The sequence below is a fragment of the Fulvivirga sediminis genome (assembly GCF_016757215.1).
GTDB classification, from domain to species: Bacteria; Bacteroidota; Bacteroidia; order Cytophagales; family Cyclobacteriaceae; genus Fulvivirga; species Fulvivirga sediminis.
Window position 1 is genome coordinate 82,250 of sequence record NZ_JAESIY010000006.1, and the last position, 21,556, is coordinate 103,805.

At 36.8% G+C, this 21,556-nt stretch carries 20 protein-coding genes; 5 read left to right on the top strand and 15 right to left on the bottom strand.

Going from position 1 to position 21,556, the window contains the following annotated elements; translation table 11 throughout:
• Window positions 1-137 precede the first annotated feature (137 nt).
• Window positions 138-1,373 carry an NAD(P)/FAD-dependent oxidoreductase gene (locus tag JL102_RS11935; RefSeq protein WP_202244644.1) on the top strand — a complete coding sequence of 412 codons (1,236 nt, stop codon included), beginning with the start codon at window positions 138-140 and terminating at the stop codon, window positions 1,371-1,373.
• 3 nt (window positions 1,374-1,376) lie between these two features.
• Here the strand turns inward: JL102_RS11935 and JL102_RS11940 are convergent, their stop codons facing one another.
• The 6 genes from JL102_RS11940 to JL102_RS11965 all read right to left on the bottom strand — a co-directional run bounded on the left by JL102_RS11940 (window position 1,377) and on the right by JL102_RS11965 (window position 6,692).
• Window positions 1,377-1,889, bottom strand: coding sequence for a hypothetical protein (locus tag JL102_RS11940; RefSeq protein WP_202244645.1), 513 nt, complete (start codon window positions 1,887-1,889; stop codon window positions 1,377-1,379).
• Window positions 1,890-2,093: 204 nt separating this feature from the next.
• Window positions 2,094-2,729 (bottom strand): hypothetical protein, encoded by a 636-nt coding sequence (locus JL102_RS11945; protein WP_202244646.1) that lies wholly within the window; start codon window positions 2,727-2,729, stop codon window positions 2,094-2,096.
• A 40-nt stretch (window positions 2,730-2,769) separates the two neighbouring features.
• Window positions 2,770-3,432 carry a DNA repair protein RecO gene (recO, locus tag JL102_RS11950; RefSeq protein WP_202244647.1) on the bottom strand — a complete coding sequence of 221 codons (663 nt, stop codon included), beginning with the start codon at window positions 3,430-3,432 and terminating at the stop codon, window positions 2,770-2,772.
• Window positions 3,433-3,468: 36 nt separating this feature from the next.
• Window positions 3,469-5,733, bottom strand: a complete 2,265-nt coding sequence (gene porZ, locus JL102_RS11955; protein ID WP_202244648.1) for a type IX secretion system anionic LPS delivery protein PorZ — start codon at window positions 5,731-5,733, stop codon at window positions 3,469-3,471.
• Window positions 5,733-6,323, bottom strand: coding sequence for a thymidine kinase (locus JL102_RS11960; protein WP_202244649.1), 591 nt, complete (start codon window positions 6,321-6,323; stop codon window positions 5,733-5,735). The genes porZ and JL102_RS11960 overlap by 1 nt, the downstream gene beginning before the upstream one ends.
• Window positions 6,324-6,365: 42 nt before the next feature.
• Entirely contained in the window at window positions 6,366-6,692 is a 327-nt protein-coding gene (locus tag JL102_RS11965; RefSeq protein WP_202244650.1) for a 2Fe-2S iron-sulfur cluster-binding protein, read from the bottom strand.
• 49 nt (window positions 6,693-6,741) lie between these two features.
• On the opposite strand from JL102_RS11965, the gene JL102_RS11970 reads away from it, so the two are divergent.
• Complete coding sequence (locus tag JL102_RS11970; RefSeq protein ID WP_202244651.1) at window positions 6,742-7,734, top strand: hypothetical protein; 993 nt, start codon at window positions 6,742-6,744, stop codon at window positions 7,732-7,734.
• Between the two features lie 59 nt (window positions 7,735-7,793).
• On the opposite strand, the gene rodA is transcribed toward JL102_RS11970, so the two are convergent.
• The 9 genes from rodA to JL102_RS12015 all read right to left on the bottom strand — a co-directional run bounded on the left by rodA (window position 7,794) and on the right by JL102_RS12015 (window position 18,983).
• Entirely contained in the window at window positions 7,794-9,065 is a 1,272-nt protein-coding gene (rodA, locus tag JL102_RS11975) for a rod shape-determining protein RodA (protein WP_202244652.1), read from the bottom strand.
• Complete coding sequence (mrdA, locus tag JL102_RS11980; RefSeq protein WP_202244653.1) at window positions 9,065-10,876, bottom strand: penicillin-binding protein 2; 1,812 nt, start codon at window positions 10,874-10,876, stop codon at window positions 9,065-9,067. The genes rodA and mrdA overlap by 1 nt, the downstream gene beginning before the upstream one ends.
• On the bottom strand, window positions 10,873-11,394 hold the full coding sequence (locus JL102_RS11985) for a Rod shape-determining protein MreD (protein ID WP_237390570.1): 522 nt from the start codon (window positions 11,392-11,394) through the stop codon (window positions 10,873-10,875). Before JL102_RS11985 ends, mrdA begins: the two co-directional genes overlap by 4 nt.
• The gene (gene mreC / locus JL102_RS11990) at window positions 11,384-12,274 is read right to left on the bottom strand and encodes a rod shape-determining protein MreC (RefSeq protein ID WP_202244654.1); all 891 of its coding nucleotides are present in this window, start codon (window positions 12,272-12,274) and stop codon (window positions 11,384-11,386) included. Before mreC ends, JL102_RS11985 begins: the two co-directional genes overlap by 11 nt.
• A gap of 69 nt (window positions 12,275-12,343) precedes the next feature.
• Window positions 12,344-13,369 carry a rod shape-determining protein gene (locus JL102_RS11995; RefSeq protein ID WP_202244655.1) on the bottom strand — a complete coding sequence of 342 codons (1,026 nt, stop codon included), beginning with the start codon at window positions 13,367-13,369 and terminating at the stop codon, window positions 12,344-12,346.
• 85 nt (window positions 13,370-13,454) lie between these two features.
• Window positions 13,455-14,978: a bifunctional phosphoribosylaminoimidazolecarboxamide formyltransferase/IMP cyclohydrolase gene (purH, locus tag JL102_RS12000; RefSeq protein ID WP_202244656.1), complete on the bottom strand. Its 1,524-nt coding sequence runs from the start codon at window positions 14,976-14,978 to the stop codon at window positions 13,455-13,457.
• Window positions 14,979-15,023: 45 nt separating this feature from the next.
• Complete coding sequence (gene purN, locus JL102_RS12005; protein WP_202244657.1) at window positions 15,024-15,590, bottom strand: phosphoribosylglycinamide formyltransferase; 567 nt, start codon at window positions 15,588-15,590, stop codon at window positions 15,024-15,026.
• Between the two features lie 2 nt (window positions 15,591-15,592).
• Entirely contained in the window at window positions 15,593-16,474 is an 882-nt protein-coding gene (locus tag JL102_RS12010) for a geranylgeranylglycerol-phosphate geranylgeranyltransferase (RefSeq protein WP_202244658.1), read from the bottom strand.
• Window positions 16,475-16,541: 67 nt separating this feature from the next.
• Window positions 16,542-18,983: a TonB-dependent receptor gene (locus JL102_RS12015; protein WP_202244659.1), complete on the bottom strand. Its 2,442-nt coding sequence runs from the start codon at window positions 18,981-18,983 to the stop codon at window positions 16,542-16,544.
• A gap of 344 nt (window positions 18,984-19,327) precedes the next feature.
• Here JL102_RS12015 and JL102_RS12020 point away from each other — a divergent pair, with 344 nt between their 5' ends.
• The 3 genes from JL102_RS12020 to frr all read left to right on the top strand — a co-directional run bounded on the left by JL102_RS12020 (window position 19,328) and on the right by frr (window position 21,193).
• Window positions 19,328-19,822 carry an acetyl-CoA carboxylase biotin carboxyl carrier protein subunit gene (locus JL102_RS12020; protein WP_202244660.1) on the top strand — a complete coding sequence of 165 codons (495 nt, stop codon included), beginning with the start codon at window positions 19,328-19,330 and terminating at the stop codon, window positions 19,820-19,822.
• A 78-nt stretch (window positions 19,823-19,900) separates the two neighbouring features.
• On the top strand, window positions 19,901-20,605 hold the full coding sequence (gene pyrH, locus JL102_RS12025) for a UMP kinase (RefSeq protein WP_202244661.1): 705 nt from the start codon (window positions 19,901-19,903) through the stop codon (window positions 20,603-20,605).
• Between the two features lie 24 nt (window positions 20,606-20,629).
• Window positions 20,630-21,193 carry a ribosome recycling factor gene (gene frr, locus JL102_RS12030; RefSeq protein ID WP_202244662.1) on the top strand — a complete coding sequence of 188 codons (564 nt, stop codon included), beginning with the start codon at window positions 20,630-20,632 and terminating at the stop codon, window positions 21,191-21,193.
• Window positions 21,194-21,556: the final 363 nt, after the last annotated feature.

The following is a 21,556-nucleotide window of genomic DNA, read 5'->3' on the forward strand; positions in this document are numbered from 1 at the left end:
TGTGAAACGTTTTATTAAAAAATGACATTAATATTTTAACTAGTCGGTAAATTACAAAACAAATAATTAAGCTATGAGCAAACAATGTCATAAATTGTCATTTTTTAGATGAAAGCAAAAAGCATTTTTTAAAATATATGCCTGATTTTAAAAGCAATACAAAAGAAGTAGACGTCCTAATAATAGGAGCCGGACCATCAGCAACTGTAGCAGCCTCTATTCTTCATAAAAAAGGCTATACGGTTCATATTGTAGAAAAGCAAAAATTTCCACGCTTTGTAATCGGCGAAAGCCTGCTACCCAGGTGTATGGAAAATTTCCAGAAAGCTAATCTGATAGAAACCATTGAATCTCATGGTTTTCAAAAAAAATTCGGAGCTATGTTTGCTAAAGCTGATGAATATTGTGATTTCGAATTTGCCAATCAATTTACCGAAGGCTGGGGCTGGACATGGCAGGTACAAAGGGCTGATTTTGATAAAGTACTGGCGGAAGAAGTTCAGAATAGAGGAGTTACTCTGGAATATGAAACTGAAGTTACGGATGTGAAATTTGAAAACGACGGATCTTCTACCACCACGGTAAAAAACAAGGATTCTGAATATTATATAAAAGCAAGATATATAGTGGACTCTAGTGGTTATGGAAAAGTACTCCCAAGACTACTAAATTTAGAAAAACCTTCTAATTTACCTCCTCGTACCTCCATCTTTTGTCATGTAAAGCCAAGGCAGGTATCTGAAAGCCCTGAAAGGAAGAGGATCATTATAATAGTACATCTTGATAATGTCTGGGGTTGGGTTATTCCTTTTTCTGACGGAACCTCATCAATAGGTATGGTGGGAGACTCTGAAGAGATGGATAATATAAAAGGTAGCATGGAAGAACAAATGCGCCATTGGATTGCCAATGTACAAGCACTTAGAGATAGGTTCACTGATAGTGAGTTTATATTTGAGCCCCGTAAAATAGCGGGCTACTCTTCTGATGTGAAACAACTTCATGGTAAAGGCTATGTGCTTACCGGAAATGCTTCCGGCTTCTTAGATCCCATATTCTCTTCAGGTGTAACACTAGCTACTGAATCTAGCGCACTAGCAGCGGAGCTAATAGAAAAAGAGCTAGAGGGCGAGCCAGTAGACTGGGACCTGAGCTATACTGAGCACATCAAGAAAGGAAATGCGGTATTCAAAGCATTCATTGAAGCCTGGTACCGAGGCGACTTGCAAAAAATATTCTTTAGCGAAAACCGTAATGAAAAAATCAGAAAACAGATATGTTCAGTGCTCGCAGGTTATGTATGGGATCAAAACAACCCTTTTGTAACAAAACCAGAGAGAATATTAGCAAACTTATCTCAAGTAATCAGGTAAGCCTTATAGCTTACCTTTTTTAAACTTTTTCCTTTCATACCTGATTAGGGCTCCACTGTTCTGAATGGTTTCGTGAATAGGACTAGCCCAGTAATTCCTAAAACCAAATCCAAAGGCCGAAGCCACATACCTCTCATGCCAGAGAATCTCTTTAGTAGAAATATCAAAAAACAGAACATGAATAGTCTCCTTTCGTTCAATTTTATTTAAACTCTCCACTACATAAACAAGCCCTAAACCATCTTTAACGCTATGTAAGTCATAGTCAGAAATTATATTAACCAGATCATCCTGAGAAATAACATAATCTTCATCCTCAATTATTAGATCAAAGGGATAAGGCATTTCATTCCTCCTTCTCACCACACTTAAGTCAGTCATTACTTGCACGAAGTGATAATATTTACGGAAATGATATTTATCAGACTCAAATAGGATGAGATCATTCCATGCATCAAAATAGGTATTAACTATTTTAACAGGATCAGTGAAACCTTCCTCCCCTATACATCTCACATGTGAATAATCTAAACCACACCAAACCACGGTAGTAGCATCATAAAGTAATGAACTTTTATCTTAGCTCTGACTCTTGATGAATGGAAAATAAATTAAAAAAATAATTATGAATAAGCTCTTCGACATCTCTAGGTAATCAATAATTAAAAAACCTGTCATTTCTAACAGGTCATGCACATTCTTCTTATAAATCAGGTAAAATTACAACTTGCCTTTAGCAAACCTCTTTCTATCTCTGGTAATGTCGTAAGCACTCTGATTTAACACTCCAAGCACTGACCGTGCCCAATAATTTCTTAACCCAAAACCTCCGGCACTACCGTAATACTTTTTACTCCAAACAATTTCTTTAGTCGCTATATCAAAAAATACTACGTAGATAGATGCCTTCTTTTCAAACTTATTCAAACTCTCCATTACATACACTAAACCCAGCCCTTCAGAGACTTTATCTAAATCATAATCTGATACTATCTCCTTTAATTTACCTTCAGGTAATGAATAATCTGTATTAATAACTAACTCATCTGCTTTCGGAATATCATTTCTTTCCTTTACTACGCTTAGATCATACAATAATCCTTTAAATTCATACTCCTCTCGAAAATCATACTTACTAGCTTCATCCAGCATCAGCTTATTCCAGCTATCAAAGAACCGACGAGTTATATCTTCAGGATCAGTAAAACCCTCACTACCAATACATTTCACATAAGAATAATCTAACCCACACCAAACCACATTTGTAGCTGTAAAAAGTTTAGTATTATTATCTTGAGCTTTTACTGCCAGACAACAAAGCAATATTAGCACAAGAGATAAGACTCTTTTTCTCATATTTAAAGTTATTTAATTAATAATTTTCAAATGTAATAACTTAGATTACCTCTTTCAATATATTTAAAGAATTAATCTCTTTCAGAGACTCAATATGCACTTTATAAAACCTCACAATATGATCTAGTAAAGTTCTTCTCAAGGAATTAGAAATCTTCACATGTGCCTCATACGAGTTATTTACAAGGTGGGTTAGCAGACCAAGGTCTTCATCCTCCATTGTTAGAAAATGGTCTTTTGGAGACTCCAGCCCAAAACCTAGATAATGCGATAGTTTAAGCAAAAACTGCAAATGAAAATTCTCGTACCCAGATTCTAAATGGTCTAATATTTCGATGGAATGATAAATAAAGTTAAAAAGATCAGATACATCTTCTTCCTCTTCTTTCACGCACTTGTATAGAACTTCTGCCAAGAAGATAGCAATATACGTTTTCTTTATATCGGTAGAAATTGTTGAAAATGGATGATTACATTTCACCTCAGAAATCCTGTTTATTTCGGTAGCATTTTTTTTATACACCACCATATCCAATAAAGTAAGTGGTTGATAAAGCGCAATTCTACTCCGAGATGACTTACTCCTTACGCCATTAACAATGTAGGTCTGCAAGCCAAAAGCTTCCGTAAACACCTTAACTATAATGGAAGTATCACGATATTTGAAGTACTTAAAAACAACACCCCTTGTTTTGTGTAACATACCCTACGTCTCCCTTATCGTAAATTTTAATTTATATCAGTTAACCACTGCGATTTTAGCCACATAGGCATCCTCGCCATCATCTGTGGAGCTAAATACCAGATAAACACCTGTTTCAGCCCTATTCCCTTTGTAGTCAGTAACATTCCAAGAGGCTGTACCTCCATTGGCTCTGGTTTGCCAAACTAGCTTACCACTTATATCCGTAATCTTCACTTGGGCATTCTGTGCTAAGCCAGTTATACCTACCATACCTGTAAAGTCTCTGGTAACAGGGTTAGGAAAAACTTTTACATTGTCATGAGTAGCTTCAGCCTCTGAGCTTACACTTCTGTAAGATAAAAGCCCTTCTTTAGTTGACATAAATACCTCTCCGGTATTATCTTCAATCGCTATATGATAGATTTCATTAGAAGAAAGTGGACTATTCTCTGTATTAAAAAATGATAGTTGCTCATCTGCTCCTTCATTAAAAAGCCATGCTCCTTTACTAGTAGCAAACCACTTTCTATTACCTCCATCTACCGCTATGCTATTTACTCTTTCTCCAGCTAACAAACGCATTCCCTCCCAAATAGGCTCCAAAGCATCCACGGCTCCTTGCATAACTGCCTCTGGGTTGGTAAAAACAGAAACTCCATCATCAGTACCCACCCACACATAGCCACTTTTATCAACCACCATAGTATTTACAGCATTATTAGAGATGCCGCCTTCTCCTACCTTAGCACTTAGATATCTGCTATCCCCGGTCTCAGGATCAAAAATAACAATCCCTCCACCCCTATTGGCATCTATCTGTAGCCATATTCTACCCCCTACATGTAACAAATCCTTGGAATAATTAGCCATAGAACCAGGAATATCATAAGCCGTCCACATATCATCATAACTCAGAAAGTGGAGCGGCTTTTCTGCGCCATAGTTTAAGATCCAGATCCCTTCATTTACCGCGGTTATGGCTGGAACCAAAATGCCATGTATATCTCCAGTAGTATTTTCCAAAGTACACCCGGCGGTGTTTTCATTAAAGATGGTATATTTTCCATCCTGATTCTGTTTCAGAATGCCATAACCGGCTGAAGAGGTATAAAATGTAGTTTCTCCTCCTAAAGCACGATAGGCTACATCAGTTACATCCTTGAAAAGGGATTCATCTCCGGCTTTCCATGTATGTGTAGACCAAGAGCCATTTTCAAAATAAGAATACCCTGAGTCATTGTTTAGAGGCTGCATTGATTGGTTAAAGCCTCCAGGAGATAAAGCTATTATCCCCCCTAGCTCTTCTAGCTTATAGATATCATTACTTACCGGGCCGTTGGGCATAAATGCACTAAAGGCTCCTCCATAATCAGAAACTAGACCATTGGCAGCGTCAGCTACCCAAAGATTAACGCCATCACTCACTGACATTAAGGGCTGATCTATCAGGGCATTGGTGATTAACTCAACATTACCACTGGCACTAACAGAAGCTATAGATTTTTCAAGGGCAAAAATCACTTTTTGATTTACTGTAGCAGCGCTGTTGAAAGTCTGCTTGGTTAGCTGGTTTAAAGCAACCCACTCGTCACCCTCTAATAAAAATAGGCCATCACTATTTACACCAATAATAAGCTCATTATTCAATATAGAAATGACATCCGGATAATTTTCCGGCATACCTATATCTTCAGCATGATTTTGCCAGCTCTTGTAATCCAACAAATTCACTGCATCATCTATCTCTCCCGAAAGCAGCCCTTGATCAGTAATAGCAAACAGCTGATTTTCAAAAACCATTAAATCACTCACTGCTACCTGAGAAGCTTCTTCCCCCATCTCACGATATACCTCTTGCACCTCGATCTTTTCAAGATCAAACTTTAAAATGCCATAATCTGTGGCTATATAAACACTGTTATTGAAAGAAATAAAATCGTTTATACGCTTTGACCCTACTATCTGAGAGTTGGTATTTAAATCAAAACTAAAAATATCGCCATCAATAATTACATCCAGATTACCAGAAGCATAACCAATCATGAGGGCATGAAAATTTTTCGCGTACCCTAAGGCAGAGATTCGGTTATCCTGCAGTCCTTGTATTTTAGAAACTTTATTAAAACTATTATCTGATTGATCAAAATAAAAAAGGCCATCTCCTGATGATGCATAAACTCTATCTGACGTATTGAGTACCAAAGAAATGCTGTTATAAGAAAAATGAGTACGCCAGGTACCTATAGGTATATCCTGAGCCGGAGACAATATGCTCATTAATGATAAAGAGATCAGGAAAAGTACCTGTTTCACCATCATTATGAATTCTGCTTTCCTTTCATTCCTTCAAAAAAGCTGGCTCTGCTACGTGCTTCATATTCCTGTTTTTCACCCACTAAAACCTTACCCTTTTCATCAGTAAGCCTGAAAGAATAAGAAGCTAGCTCTCCTGTAGTGGCACAAATAGCATGTACCTTAGTTACAAACTCAGCAACAGCCAGCAGATTAGGCATAGGGCCAAATGGTTTTCCTTCAAAATCCATATCCAACCCAGCTACTATGACCCGCTTACCGTTATTAGCAAGCGTATTACAAACATTAACTATTTCAGGATCAAAAAACTGTGCTTCGTCGATACCTACAACATCACAATTTCCGGCCATAAGAATTATGTCATTAGCAAAGTCTACTGGCGTGCTACGGATAGATGTACTATTATGAGACACTACATCTTCATTATGGTACCTTTTATCTATAGTAGGTTTAAAAATTTCTACTTTTTGGCGGGCAATAATGGATCTATTGAGCCTCCTGATCAATTCTTCGGTTTTACCAGAAAACATACATCCACAAATAACCTCTATCCATCCGGTCCTTTTCGTCTTTCCAAAGTTGGGCTCTATAAACATACTTCAAAATTAAGCATTCAAGTTTATTTTTAGCTCATCCACTTAATATGAATAAGTTAGGTGTGGCAATTTATTTCTATCCGGCACCTCAATAGTTATCTCACCTTCCTCAAGTATACTCTGGCAAGCAAGCCTTTCGTTGGCATTTAGAGCTCCTTTTTCCTTATATCTATTCTCAAATTCATTCACTTCTGAAAGGTTTTGCATCCCCTCCACTACTATCATTTTACAGGAAGTACATCTTCCTTTTCCTCCACAGGCATGCATCCAATCCTGAAAATCTTCTTGCATAATTTTCAACACTGATTTTTCTCCTTTAGGAGCACTTATGGTCTTATCAAAAAGATTTTTGATGACGATCTTAGGCATATTTCTTAACTTTATAAGGCAAAATGTAAATTAAGCGATTTTTAAGAGTATGGAAAACATTCTAAACCAAGAGGGTATAAAAAGATATAGTAATGAGTTTTGTGATCGACTGCTGCAAGCACATTTTTCACAGCACGATGTCATTACCGGCCCTCAAATATTAGAGCTCCAGGAAATCAGGCAAATCAATTTATTTGTAATGAAAAACCTGCTTAACGCCTGGCGAAAAGAGACAAGCAAGATTCAAAGTCCATACTTTAATTATGATGCACCCGAAGTAAAAGAGGCTCAGAAAGAATTTATGAATATTCTTTCTAGAAATATAGCCATTACACAGGAAAACTTTGGACCTCTGCTGTTACAAGCCACTCAAGAAACCATTCTACTTATATTTTCTCCATACGATTATTACACTCACCTCATTAATAACCCAAAGGCTAAAAGTTTAATGGTGAAAGATCTAAAGAGAATTTCTAAGTATGTAAAAATCAACCAAAATGTACTGCTTAGCATAATAGAGCAGGCAGAGGAAAAAGGTTATGAGAAAATATCTAAAGATGAGGCCGCTCAATTATTAAATGAAGCCTTTGAGCAAACCTTAGAAAGCCCTGAAGATGTAGATGTTTATATAGATAAATTCTCCAAGGTATTACCGCTTGACGAGAATATAATTTATGGAAACTCAAAATACTATGGAAACTCTGAGCCAAACGCAAAGCCTCAAATCAATAGTCGCTTTGACGTAAAAAAGTCCATCTTAAATGACTCTCATGCTGAAAACAAGCAAACTCTTGGAGACGTTCACCGTAACCGAAAAATAGAGAGCATAAAAAAAAGCATTAGCATCAATCAGCGTTTTATGTTTATAAACCTACTTTTTGACGGTGATGAAAGCGCATTTAACAGTGTAATAGACTACTTGGAGACCTTAGACAGCCAGCGTGATGCTGAGGGTTTCATCGCTACTCAATATCCTTTTTGGGATCATGAAAGTGAAGAGGTTCAGGAATTTATGGAGATTATAAGTAAAAGACATAATTAACCATATCCATCTTAAAAAATTGAAAGGCTTGCCTAAAGAAGGTAAGCCTTATTTTTTTACTAATGAACCAACACCTGCCCTCTATGAGCATCGAGTTTCACTAAAATAAAGATGAGCACAGTAAAACCAATAAGTGAAGAACCTCCATAACTAAACATAGGTAAAGGTATACCTATTACAGGAAAAAGCCCGATAGTCATTCCAATATTCACGGCAAAGTGAAAGAACAATATACAAGCTACACTATATCCATAAACACGGGCGAATCTCCATTTCTGTCTTTCTGCCACAAAAATCAACCTGAGTAGTAAACAAACAAAGAGACCAATAATAATGAAACTACCAAACCATCCATGCTCTTCGGCTATAGTACAGAAAATAAAATCTGTACTCTGTTCAGGCACAAAATCAAATTTAGTTTGTGTTCCTTTCAAAAAGCCTTTACCAAACGCTCCTCCACTACCAATGGCAATCTTAGATTGTGTTACGTTCCAGCCAAACCCTAGAGGATCCGCATCTGGATTAATAAAAGCCTTTACCCTATTCTGCTGATGCGGCTTTAAGATATCAGAAACTACATAATCAACACTTTTTATCACAAGTACAATAATAGCAGCACCTAACACTACCATAACTATACGTTTTCTGGTCCTTTTGCTAAAAAAAATCGCGGCCGCCGCAATTAAAACAATACCTCCATACAAATACCAATGATTTTCTACCATTAGCGTTAGTATGAAAATTATAGCAGCAGAGACTCCCAAGATTAAAAGTGTAGGAGCCATTCCTTCTCTAAAAAAAACCAATATAAAGACAGAGTAAACCAATGCCGTACCGGTGTCTCCTTGTAGTATAATAAGAACGGCTGGCACCCCTATAATAGCAAAAAGAACTATTTGATTTCTGAGCTGATCCATCCGAAAGCCACCCGTACTTATGAATTTGGCAACAGCCAAGCAAGTGGCGAATTTAGCGAATTCAGACGGCTGAAACCTAAAAGCTCCCAGCTCAAACCATGACTTGGATCCTGCTACCTCCCTCCCGAAAATGAGAATAAATATTAACAGGAATAAAACACTACCATATATGGCAAAGGCGAAAGTATCATAAAACTTGAAATCTACTACGAGCATCACGATAATCAGCACAATGATAACTGCTATAAATATCAGCTGCCTACCACTATTGAGAGACATACTGAAAATGTTCTGAGTGGCATTTTCATCATATACAGCAGCATAAATATTGAGCCAGCCCAACATTACAATAACAAAAAATAAAAGTACGGTAAGCCAATCAATCTTTGAAAGTATGCTATCACCTCTTCTCACTATAAAAAATCTCCTTTTTTAACGTATGCTTCAATATTTGGTCTCTCTGTACCTCCTAATAAATATTTTTCTATCATAAGACTGGCGATTGACGCCGCAGCCCTAGCTCCCTGGCCGGCACTTTCCACATATACAGATACTGCTATTTTAGGGTTATCTCTTGGAGCAAAAGCTATAAAAACAGAATGATCAGGCAGGGGGTCATTTTGAACAGTACCCGTTTTACCGCACACCTCAATATCCTTCAGCTTAGCTCTATATTGTCCTGTTCCCTCTTTTATTACATTGGCCATAGCCTCAACTGCTATATCAAAATACTTATCATCTACCATAGTATGATGTTTTTCAGTAAACTGAGGTAGAGGTTTTCCTGAACCACCGATGGATTTCACCAAATGAGGAATATAATAATAGCCACGGTTAGCTACCAAAGCTGCAAAATTGGCCATTTGAATGGGAACTACCAGGTTTTCACCTTCTCCGATAGATATAGAATAAATGTTTGAGAATTTCCAAGGCCTGCCATTATAAGCACGATCATAATACTCTACACTAGGCACCATTCCACTTTTTTCACTCGGAAGATCAATACCTAAAGGTGAACCCAATCCGAAACTTTCAATATAATCATTCCACTTCCTTATTCCTATACGTGTATCTTCAAATGGATCCTCAGAAACCCCCTGATTCACCATTCTTTTCATAACATTATAAAAATAAGGATTGCATGAATGTGTAATTGCACCGACCAATGTTTCTCCTGGTCCATGATGATGGCAATTCATGGGATATTTTATACAAGGTATATAAGTCTGTTTAGTAATTACACCTTCTTGAAGACCCACCATTGCCTGAATAATTTTAAAAATGGAGCCAGGTCTATACTGAGCCATCAATGGCCTATTAAATAAAGGCTTTAAGCTATCAGAGCTTATTTTGTAATAATTTTTACTATATTTTTTCCCGGAAAGGTCGTTAGGGTCATAAGAAGGGCCAGAAACTAAGGATAGGATCTCACCAGAAGATGGCTCTATTGCCACAATACTTCCAGATTTCCCCTTCAATAACTCCTCTCCATATCTTTGTAGGTCTATATCTATGGTAGATATCAGGTTCTCTCCTCTCACAGCAAGTGTATCAAACTTACCATCCTCGAAGTCTCCCATTTCTATGCCTCGCACATTACGTTTTTTATATCTAACCCCTCGTTTTCCTCTCAGCTGGTTTTCATAGTAAGCTTCCAGTCCACTTTGCCCTATGTAGTCTCCCTGATGGTAATAATCCGCAGTATCTCTATCTAGCTGTCTTTTATTAATCTCACTTACATACCCAAGTGCGTTAGCCAAAACCGGATAAGTATAAGCTCTACTGGTTCTGGGTTGCAAATCAAAACCAGGGAAATCTATTAAATAATCTTGTATTCGGGCTAAGTCACGCTCAGATAATTGTTTAATAAATGCGTTAGGCTTCACATATGAAAAGCCTTTACTCTCTCTCAATGCAGCATATTTATTTCTGAGCTCTTCAGGGGTAATCTCAAAGAGTTTACAAAATTTGGCAGTATCCAGGACTTTTACCTCTTTAGGGGTAATAGTAATATCAAACTGTGGTGTGTTATAAACTATTAATTTACCATTTCTATCTCTAATAGTACCTCTATAAGGATACTCTATTACCTTATGAATAATATTGCTGGTAGCAGCCTGAGCATATTTATCATCCAGCACCTGAATAGAAAACAGTTTCACTAAAAAAATTACCGCTACGGCAACGATGACCATTTGGATAATATTTTTGCGCGATTCGTTCATAATGATCTTTTCTTAGTATAAAAAAGATACTGGGTAATAAGCATTACTATATAAGTGAAGCAGGTACTAAAAAAAGCTTTTGAAAGAGTAAACCCCAAAAGACCGAAACCCCAAGACTCTAGCAGGAACAGTACACAATGATGTAAAAAAATTAGCGGTAAAACGTAAGAAGTAAACCACCTCAAACCATTAGAGCTAATAGTCGGTACCGTGCCAGAATCATACCCTCCTTGTGGAGTAAGCATATTTAACCAGTAATTCCTAACAAACATTATAAACACGGAAGCGGCCGCATGAATTCCCAAACTATCATAAAAAGTATCAATAGCAAGGCCTGTAATAAAACCCACAACCATTAACCCTAACACTTTAGCCTCTACAGGGATAAGAAGCAAAAAAGCTATATATAAAAAACAGAAAGACTTGTCAAAAAGGACAATGTTCTTCAAAAGCAATACCTGTACTAACACATACAGGATGAATGAAAATATTTGCGTTATAATCCCTTTATTGAGCATAGAATTTTTCTGCTTCTTGTTGTATTGAATCTTGCTCTGTTTTCAGACTATTTTTAATAAGGTATACATACCCTATTTCATTAAAATTACTAGCAAGATCAATAGTGATGTTATAAAATAAGGCATCTTCAGTAATCTCTACGTCACTAACCACTCCTACAGGGACCCCTTCAGGAAAAATGGCGTTATAGCCAGAGGTAACTATACTATCTCCCACTTCCACCTCTACATGACGAGGTACAAAAAGTAGCTCTGCATGATAAGGATCATTTCCTGGCCACTTGGCAGTACATAAGTCCCCTGTTTTATCAATCTTAGAAGAAATTTGAAAATCGCTATGCAGTACAGAAGTAATTACAGCAAAATGCTGAGAGGCTGCTTTAACTTTACCTACCACACCATCATTACCGATAACAGCCATATCAGGCTCTACCCCCTCACTTCTACCTTTATTGATAGTAATGTAATTATTGTAGTTTCTTACAGACTTGTTGATAACCTTAGCACTTAGAAACTGATATTTTTCTATCTGCAAACTATCTTGCGTTAATGTGTCTATATCTGTTACTAAGGTGGTATCTGTAGTTTCATAGGTAGTATCCAGCTTCAGATATTGTAAGCGCGAGTTTAATGCCTCCAACTCCTGTTTTAACCTGGCATTCTCTGCTGCCAGGTTGTTATTCACATCCGCCAGATTAAAATAATCAGACACATTATCAGAAGACTGCAATAAGTTTCCTGCTATTCTGTTTGAGGAATTAAAAAAACCTGCACTCTGAAAACTGTTGTTTCGAACTATTAACCATAGACAGATCACCTCCAGAAACAGGAATATCAAAAAAGCTCTATACTGATATAGAAACAGAAACAGTCTCTGCATTTATCCAGATTGGTTCAAAATCAAAAAATAAACAGTGCCAACAAAAAAAGTCTCTTCCAGACTGTGGTCTTAGGTCATTAATACCGCTTTAAAAGAATTTAAATTCTTCAATGACTGACCTGTACCTCTTACTACAGCTCTTAACGGATCTTCCGCTACGTGAATAGGAAGTTTAGTTTTGAGGGCTAATCTCTTATCTAGGCCTCGGAGTAATGCTCCTCCACCTGTAAGGTGAATACCATTGTCATAAATATCAGCTGATAATTCTGGCGGCGAAATCTCAAGAGCTTTCAGCACGGCCTCCTCTATCTTAGATACTGATTTATCCAAGGCAAAAGCGATTTCAGAATATGATATTTTTATTACCTTAGGTATACCTGTCATTAGGTCTCTACCCCTAATCTCATAATCTTCAGGCCCATCATCAAGCTCCGTAAGTGCAGACCCTACTTCTATCTTTACTTTTTCAGCAGATCTTTCACCTATAAGCAGGTTATGCTGCCTTCTCATGTAGTCAAGAATATCTCTATTAAAGGTATCTCCTGCTACTCTTATTGACTGGTCACATACAATACCACTAAGTGCTATTACGGCAATTTCAGTAGTACCTCCACCTATATCGACAATCATAGAGCCTACGGGTCTTTCTATATCTATGCCAATACCAATAGCTGCAGCAATAGGTTCATAAATCATGTAGACCTCTTTCGCACCTGCATGTTCCGCTGAGTCTCTTACAGCCCGTTTCTCTACTTCGGTAATGCCTGAAGGAATACAGATCACCATTCTGTGCGAGGCAGGAAAAATTTTATTTCCACTATCAATCATCTTTATCATGCCTCTGATCATATGCTCTGCAGCATGGAAATCGGCAATCACACCATCCTTAAGAGGACGAATAGTTTTGATGTTTTCGTGGGTTTTTTCATGCATCTGCATGGCCTCTCTCCCGATGGCCAAAACCTTATTAACGTTCTTATCAATAGCAATAATAGATGGTTCATCTACCACGATCTTATCTTTATGAATGATAAGCGTATTAGCTGTACCAAGGTCCATTGCTATATCACTTGAAAAAAAATCGAACAATCCCATGTTATGTCTTCAATAGGTTAGGCTTATGAATAAAGCGTGAAATTTACAAATTTGTTTCCTTTTAACTTTATAATTAAAGTTTTTTTTAATGTTTGAAATGACGAATGCCTGTAAATACCATAGACATATCATTATTATCACAAAAATCTATTGAATCTTGATCTTTTATAGATCCTCCTGGCTGTATTACAGCACTGATTCCTTCTCCATACGCGATCTCTACACAATCAGGAAATGGGAAAAATGCATCTGATGCCATTACTGATCCTTCAAGTGTAAAATTGAAAGACTTAGCTTTTTCAATAGCCTGCTTAAGTGCATCTACCCTTGAGGTCTGACCTACACCACTTGCCAGTAACTGTCCATCCTTCACCAGTACTATAGTATTAGACTTGGTATGTTTACAAACTTTACTGGCGAACAATAAAGATTGTTTCTCTTCTTCTGTAGGCTCCTTTTTAGTTACCGATTTCATATCTTCTATCTGATCGGTTTTTAAATCACGATCCTGTTCTACCACCCCATTCAACAAAGTCTTGAACTGCTTAGTAGTTTTTAACTTTTGCGTTTGCTTTAACAAAATACGATTCTTTTTTTGTTTTAGAACCTCTAAAGCATCATTATCAAAATCAGGAGCTATTAATATTTCAAAAAACAGCGAATGCATCTCTTCAGCAGCAGCTTTATCAACTGTTTTATTAGTGATTAGCACTCCTCCAAAAGCCGAGATAGTATCAGCGGCAAAAGCCCTCTGATATGCCTCTTTAACAGTAGCTCCAGTAGATACACCACATGCATTAGTGTGTTTTAATATAGCAAATGTAGTTTCATCAAACTCTTCTATTAAAGAAACTGCAGCATCTACATCTACCAGGTTATTATAAGAAAGCTCTTTTCCATTCAGCTGCTCAAGCATAGAAGAAAGATCTCCATAAAAAGCCCCTTTCTGATGTGGGTTCTCTCCATATCTCAAGGCTTTTTTCTCTCTGAAACTTTGCTTAAAGCTTGGCACTTCTTCATTAGTATTAAAGTAGTTGAAGATAGCCGAATCATAATGAGAACTAATATCAAAGGCCTTAGCGGCAAACTTCTTCCTATCTTCGATAGTAGTGGCACCTTCATTTTTTCTAAGCAGCTCTTCAACTTCTGTATATTGTTCTCTTGAAGAAACAATTAATACATCTTTAAAATTCTTGGCCGCTGCTCTAATAAGAGAAATACCACCTATATCTATTTTTTCTATAATATCTTGCTCTTTAGCCCCTGAAGCTACCGTTTCTTCAAAAGGGTAAAGATCTACAATAACTAGATCTATAGAAGGGATTTCAAATTCTTTAGCTTGTTCTACATCATCAGCCAGCTCTCTACGATGAAGGATTCCACCAAACACTTTAGGATGCAAAGTTTTTACTCTTCCTCCAAATATTGAGGGATAGCTAGTAAGATCTTCTACAGGAGTTACTTCTATACCCAAATCTTCAATAAATTTTTGAGTTCCGCCGGTTGAAAAGATCTGCACTCCATTCGCATGAAGTAATTTTACGATAGGCTCAAGATTATCCTTATAAAATACTGATATTAAAGCTGATTTTATCTTCGAGAGAGACATGTTTGCTGTTTTAAAAATGAAGCTGCAAAGCTATAAATTTTTCACCTAATTATTAATCACAGATTCTATAACCTTCGGATAATGTTCATATTCTAATCGATGAACCTTCTGAGCGACCTGCTCAGGCGTATCATTATTATTTAAAGCTACTCGGGCCTGAAAAATAATTTCGCCGTCATCGTATTTATTATTCACATAATGAATAGTGATTCCGGTCTCCTTTTCTTTAGCCTCGCATACTGCTTGGTGCACCTTTTCTCCATACATACCCTTACCTCCATAACTAGGCAAAAGTGCAGGGTGTATATTTATGATTTTCTCAGGATAAGAATCTACCAGGTATTCTGGTATGAGCAAAAGAAAACCTGCCAGCACTATAAAATCCACATCATTTTTCTTCAGCTCATCTAACACTTCATGAGTATTATTAAACTGAGACCTAGTGAATACATAAGAAGGTATGCCTAACTGATCTGCGCGTTCCAGCACATAGGCATCTTTTTTATTTGATAAAATGAGCACAATTTCTACCGTGCTGCTATCTTTAAAATACTCTGCGATCTTCTGCGCATTAGATCCATTGCCCGAAGCAAAAATGGCTATTCTCGTCATTTCTATTTAAAAAATATCATACTCATTATCCCTAAGAGCATGATTACCTTACAATAATTACTTAAGTAGTTAAAATCCTTTACCGTATCCGAAACATAGAGCTTATATACCAATATGCTCAACGGCAAAACAAGACCTACGCAAAAGTACGTCATTTCTGTGCCTACTAGCAAATATGCCATCATAGAAAGTGACACTATAAATATAATGCACAATGTATAGATGATAATTTTGGTTTTTCGAAGACCATAAACCACCGGCAAAGTTTTACAACCGAAGGATGCATCTCCTTTCAGGTCTTCCATATCCTTTATTATTTCTCTAATAAGCGTAAACGCAAAAGCAAACAATGAGTAGGAAATCACCAACTCATCTACTCTATAATAAAGGACTCCTACAATATAGATAGAAAGGCCCGTTAATAACGCCACCACAAAATTTCCTATAAAAGGCATTCTCTTCAGCTGGTTAGAGTATAACCATAGGAGCATTGCTGATACAAAATTGAACAGCCCAATCTTATAGGATAGTAATATACCTAAACTTACCCCTGTGAAGTTTAGCACAGTATGCGAAATCATGGCGATCCTCCTCTTAAGTGTTTTGCCTACTACTACCCGTTCTGGTTTATTAATAAGGTCGATCTTCACATCATAATAATCATTAATGATATAGCCAGCAGCAGCAATGAGTACTGAAGAGAGTGAAAGTAAGAATAGGCTATAATCCTGAAGGTAATATAAAAGACCTTTTGAACGATCTATAAGAAAGACGGCAGTAAAATACTGAGCCAAAAAAATGATCAGCAGGTTCCAAAATCGAGTGACCTGGATAAATCCTAAAAGGGAAAAATTGTTTGGTTTGGTTTTTAAGTCAGCAACCATCAGAAGTTATACTTTGGCAGTGTAAAGTTAGCTTCTGATGGTTTCCAAAGCAATGTAACTTAGGATATTAAAATTTTAAACTAAGCGAAGCCATGAAATTCCTGGTAGCTTGAGGATAATAATAGTTTTCTCTCACTTCATAATCGCCTGCTGCATAGCCAAAAGTGTACCCATTAGAAGAATATAGTTCTTCAAAAATATTATTCACCTGAAAGGTGAAGTTAATCTCTTTTATAAAATCTGTTCTTACAGTATAGGTTGCTCTAAGGTCATTCACAAAATATGCGTCAATCGACCTGTTGTCATTTGATGTGTTGTCTAAATATTGTTTCCCCACATACTTACTCAGCAAGCTAAGTTTAACATCCCTCAAAGGAAGGAATGAAAGTTGTGAGCCAGCTATAACATTCGGAGAAAAAGCAATATCAGAGTCTTCATGTTCTACCTGCACTTCATTATACTGATCCCAATTAGAGCCGTAGTCATAAAATACTTCTGTGAAATTACTTATCTTATTCCGACTGAAGGTAGCATTCAGCTGCCAGTAAAGCTTATTAGTAAGCCTGGCACTTCCTACCAACTCCACTCCCATCCGGTAACTATCTTCCACATTGGTTCTAAGTGAACTACCTACATCGTTAAGTGCTCCTGTAAGCACCAGTTGATTACTATAATCCATGTAGTAATAGTTAGCTGAAAACTGGTAATCTGAGCTTTCATACTTATAGCCAGCTTCTAAATCATACAAAGTTTCATGCTTAGGAGTTGAAGGGGAATCCACAAAGTCCGTTCTTACCGGCTCTCTATTGGCCACACTATAGCTAGCGTATACTTTACTTCTATTCTTTAGGTCATAAACAAAACCTAACTTAGGATTGAAGAAATTATAATTATTATCCATATCCAGTGTTCTTAAATCATTGTCTATACCTTCAATTTCATAATTTACCGAACGGTATTGCACATCTACAAACGCATGTAGCGATTCATCGAAGGCATAATTGGCCTTCAAATAAACATTTCCATCCTTCTTTACCCCATCATTATCATAATACCTATAATCATTGGGTATGGTTGGTGCAAATTCAGCCCAGATGACCTCTCCAAAATGATCTCCTCTATACTCGTTATATGCCCCTCCTAAATTCAAAGTTAAATTACCAGCTACATACTCAAATGAGGTAGTAGCTCCGTAAAAATCATTATCAAGCCACCTCCTTCTTACCAAATCAGTGGAAGAAATAACAGAATCGCCTATCTGCAGGGTTGGCAATGCATAAGAAGTGAAGTTTTCTCCACTTTTATACTCTTCATAATATCCTCTTCCATAGGTGTAGTGTAGAGAAACATTACCTACCAGATTAGGCAAAATAGATTGAGAAACATGAAGTTGATAATGATCCTGTTTGTAATCATCTACCTGATCATCATACAAATACCAATTAAAAGTTCGGCCTCCTTCTCTTAGGTTTTCAGCCTCTTCTTCAGTAACCCCATTATTTGCAATCACCTCTTCTATACCTTCTCGGTCATTTTCTAATACAGCCTGTGGGGTGCCATACCAAGATTGGTAAGTGCGTTCCTTTCCTCCAAACATTATAGCTTTAACCATAGTCTTTTCACCATAATACCCACCAGAAAGATAATATGAATCCAAATCTGATTTTGCTCTATCAATATATCCATCAGAGTTAATCTTAGAAAGTCTCCCATCAAAAGACCAATGATCCTTAATAAGGCCTGTACCAAAACCCAATGTATGCCGCCATGTGTCATAAGATCCAACAGAATTAATAAGCTCAGCATAGGGCTTCATTTCTCTGGAGTTGGTCTGCAGATTAATTGTACCACCAAAAGCTCCTCCTCCATTTGTAGAAGTACCCACACCTCTTTGCACCTGGATACTCTGTGTAGATGAAGCAATATCAGGAATATCTACCCAAAAAACGCCTTGAGATTCGCTATCATTCAACGGTACGCCATTAATAGTAACATTAATCCGGGTGGCATCTGAGCCCCTAATCCTCAGCCCTGTGTAGCCAACTCCTGCACCAGCATCGGAAGTAGTAACTAATGAAGGCGTCATATTAAGTACATAAGGAAGGTCTTGCCCTAAATTATTTTCTTCTATATCTTCTTTACTTAAGTTACTATAGGTGGTTGGCGTATCTTCATTAGCTCTTGTAGAAGAAACGACGACCTCATCAGTAACTAAAGTTTCTTCATTAAGGCTAATCTCCACATTTACATCACCATCACCTACTATTAACATTTGCTCTTGGCTCTCATAGCCTACAAAAGTTACTTTAAGGTAATATTTACCCTTAGTTACCCCTTTAAAACTAAATGTGCCATCAGAGGCTGTAGCCGTAGCTCTGTTACTTAGTCTTACGGTAGCCCCGGGCAACACCTCATTAGTTTCCTTATCAGTAACTCGTCCTGTTACTGAATTTTGGCCATAGGCGTGCATAATTGACAGTAGCATTACCGTCAGAATACTTAATCTCATTATTTTTTATTTTCTTTGTTAAACCCATTGAGAACAGGGGATTTCTCAACTTAATTTTAACATACCATCCCTACGCCAGCATTACCTGGATCAGGTGCGATCTGACTACTAATCAGATCATGGGTATAATCTCAGCCCGGTATATTAGGGCACCCCTTTATTAACAACAAAGTTATTCAAAAAACAACGCTATACTAAAAGCGATCAGTTAAATTGACCATTTGTTTAAAAGTAATCATAAACACACCTAAGATTCTTCAACAACAAGACTCTAAATACCATTTTCTTATTAGCTCTCCTTTTAATAATAAAACTTATATTTGATTAGACACAATCCCGAAATTATGTATAAAGCCATTATAGGAGATAAGCCTTTCAATATTCAGCTTAAGGAAGATGAGATACTCATCAACGATAAATTGTTTTCCTGGGATATTTCTAAGGTAAATGAACACTCTTACCACATCCTAAAAAATGATATTTCTTACAGAATAGAAGTAGCTGAAATTAACTATAAGACTAAAGAGGTCATTTTAAAAATTAACGGCCATAAATACGAGGTGAAAGTAAAAGACAAGTTAGACCTTTTGTTAGAAAAATTGGGTATGGACATGTCTACCGCTCCAAATATAAATGAGGTCAAAGCTCCCATGCCTGGACTTATTTTGCAGGTGAATGTTTCTGAAGGGGATGAAGTAAAAGAAGGAGATGCTTTGATGATATTAGAAGCCATGAAAATGGAAAATGTATTGAAAGCACCAGGAGACGGCATAATTAAGGCAGTAAATGTAAACCAAGGAGATGGTGTAGAAAAAAACCAGGTGTTAGTTCAATTTTAAACCTCTCTCCTTAATTATTCATTTATCCCTCTTATATTTGCAGTGATTTAAATCTAATATTACACCTTTCGATTCTTCATGAAATACAAAAGAATTTTACTCAAGCTTAGCGGCGAATCTCTAATGGGATCAGGTCAATATGGTATCGATCCTAAAAGACTAGAACAGTATGGCAACGAAATAAAAGCCATAAAAGAAATGGGCATTGAAGTGGCCATCGTAATTGGAGGTGGAAACATTTTCAGAGGTGTACAGGCTGAGGGATCAGGAATAGAGAGAGTACAAGGAGATTATATGGGCATGCTTGCTACTGTTATTAATGGTATGGCATTGCAAAGTGCTCTTGAAAAAGTAGGCCTTTATACTAGACTAATGTCTGGTATTAAAATGGAACAAGTTTGTGAACCTTTCATTCGCAGAAGAGCGATCAGACACCTTGAAAAAGGGCGTATAGTGATCTTTGGAGCGGGTATTGGCAACCCTTATTTCACTACTGACTCTACTGCTAGCTTAAGAGCTATAGAAATTCAGGCCGATGTAGTATTGAAGGGAACTCGTGTAGACGGAGTATATACTGCGGATCCTGAAAAAGACCCAACTGCTACCAGATATTCAGAACTATCATTCCAAGAGGCTTATGAGAAAAATCTGAACATCATGGACATGACAGCCTTTACACTTTGTCAGGAAAACAACCTTCCCATAATTGTGTTTGACATGAACAAGCCTGGCAATTTAATGAAAATAGTAAAAGGAGATAACGCCGGAACACTTATTAATTAATCATTTAACAACACTGAAACACCCATGGAAGAAGAAATTAATATGTACCTGGATGAAGCCAGGGACTTAATGAACAAAGCAATAAAGCACTTCACTGGCGAACTTGTAAAAATAAGAGCTGGAAAAGCCAGCCCTGCCATTTTAGAAGGTCTAATGGTACAATATTATGGTAATCCCACTCCAATAAATCAGGTAGCTTCTATTACGGCTCCAGATGCTCGCTCTCTCATGATTAAACCTTGGGAAAAAAACGTTATCCCTGAAATCGAAAAAGCTATCATTAATAGTGACTTAGGGCTGAATCCTCAAAATGATGGCGAGCAGGTAATAATCAGTATTCCGCAGCTTACTGAAGAAAGAAGATTAAACCTTGTAAAGCAGGCTAAAGCTGAAGGTGAACAAGGCAAAATAAGCATTAGAAACGTAAGAAAAGAGACTAATGACAACCTGAAAAAACTTCAGAAAGACGGAGCGTCAGAAGATGAAATCAAAAGAGCTGAAGACAAAGTACAGGCTCTAACAGATGATTTTACAAAAAAAATAGAGGAACTTCTTGAGAAAAAAGAAAAAGAAATTATGACTGTATAATCAGTTATAATTATATAGATATAATTGAGAAGCAGCATTACAGAAAATGCTGCTTTTTTTATTCTGAAAAATCACTTTACACAGCCACTGAACTTGACATAAAAATAAAAAACAGAACAATATATTACATATCCTTTTTTCATCAAAATTATCAATCGAAAATACACGCACACCTAAAAAACCTCGCTCAAAAATCAAATTAAACATTTTTAAGCTTTTATTTGACAAAACCCCAACACAACAGTATTAAATAATAGCAAAAACCGCCTCTAAAATAGTAATTAAGCGTATTTATCTTACATTAAAATTATGTGGTCATATTTTTTTGGTTTACGTTTGACGTTCTAAAATTTTTCTAAAAAA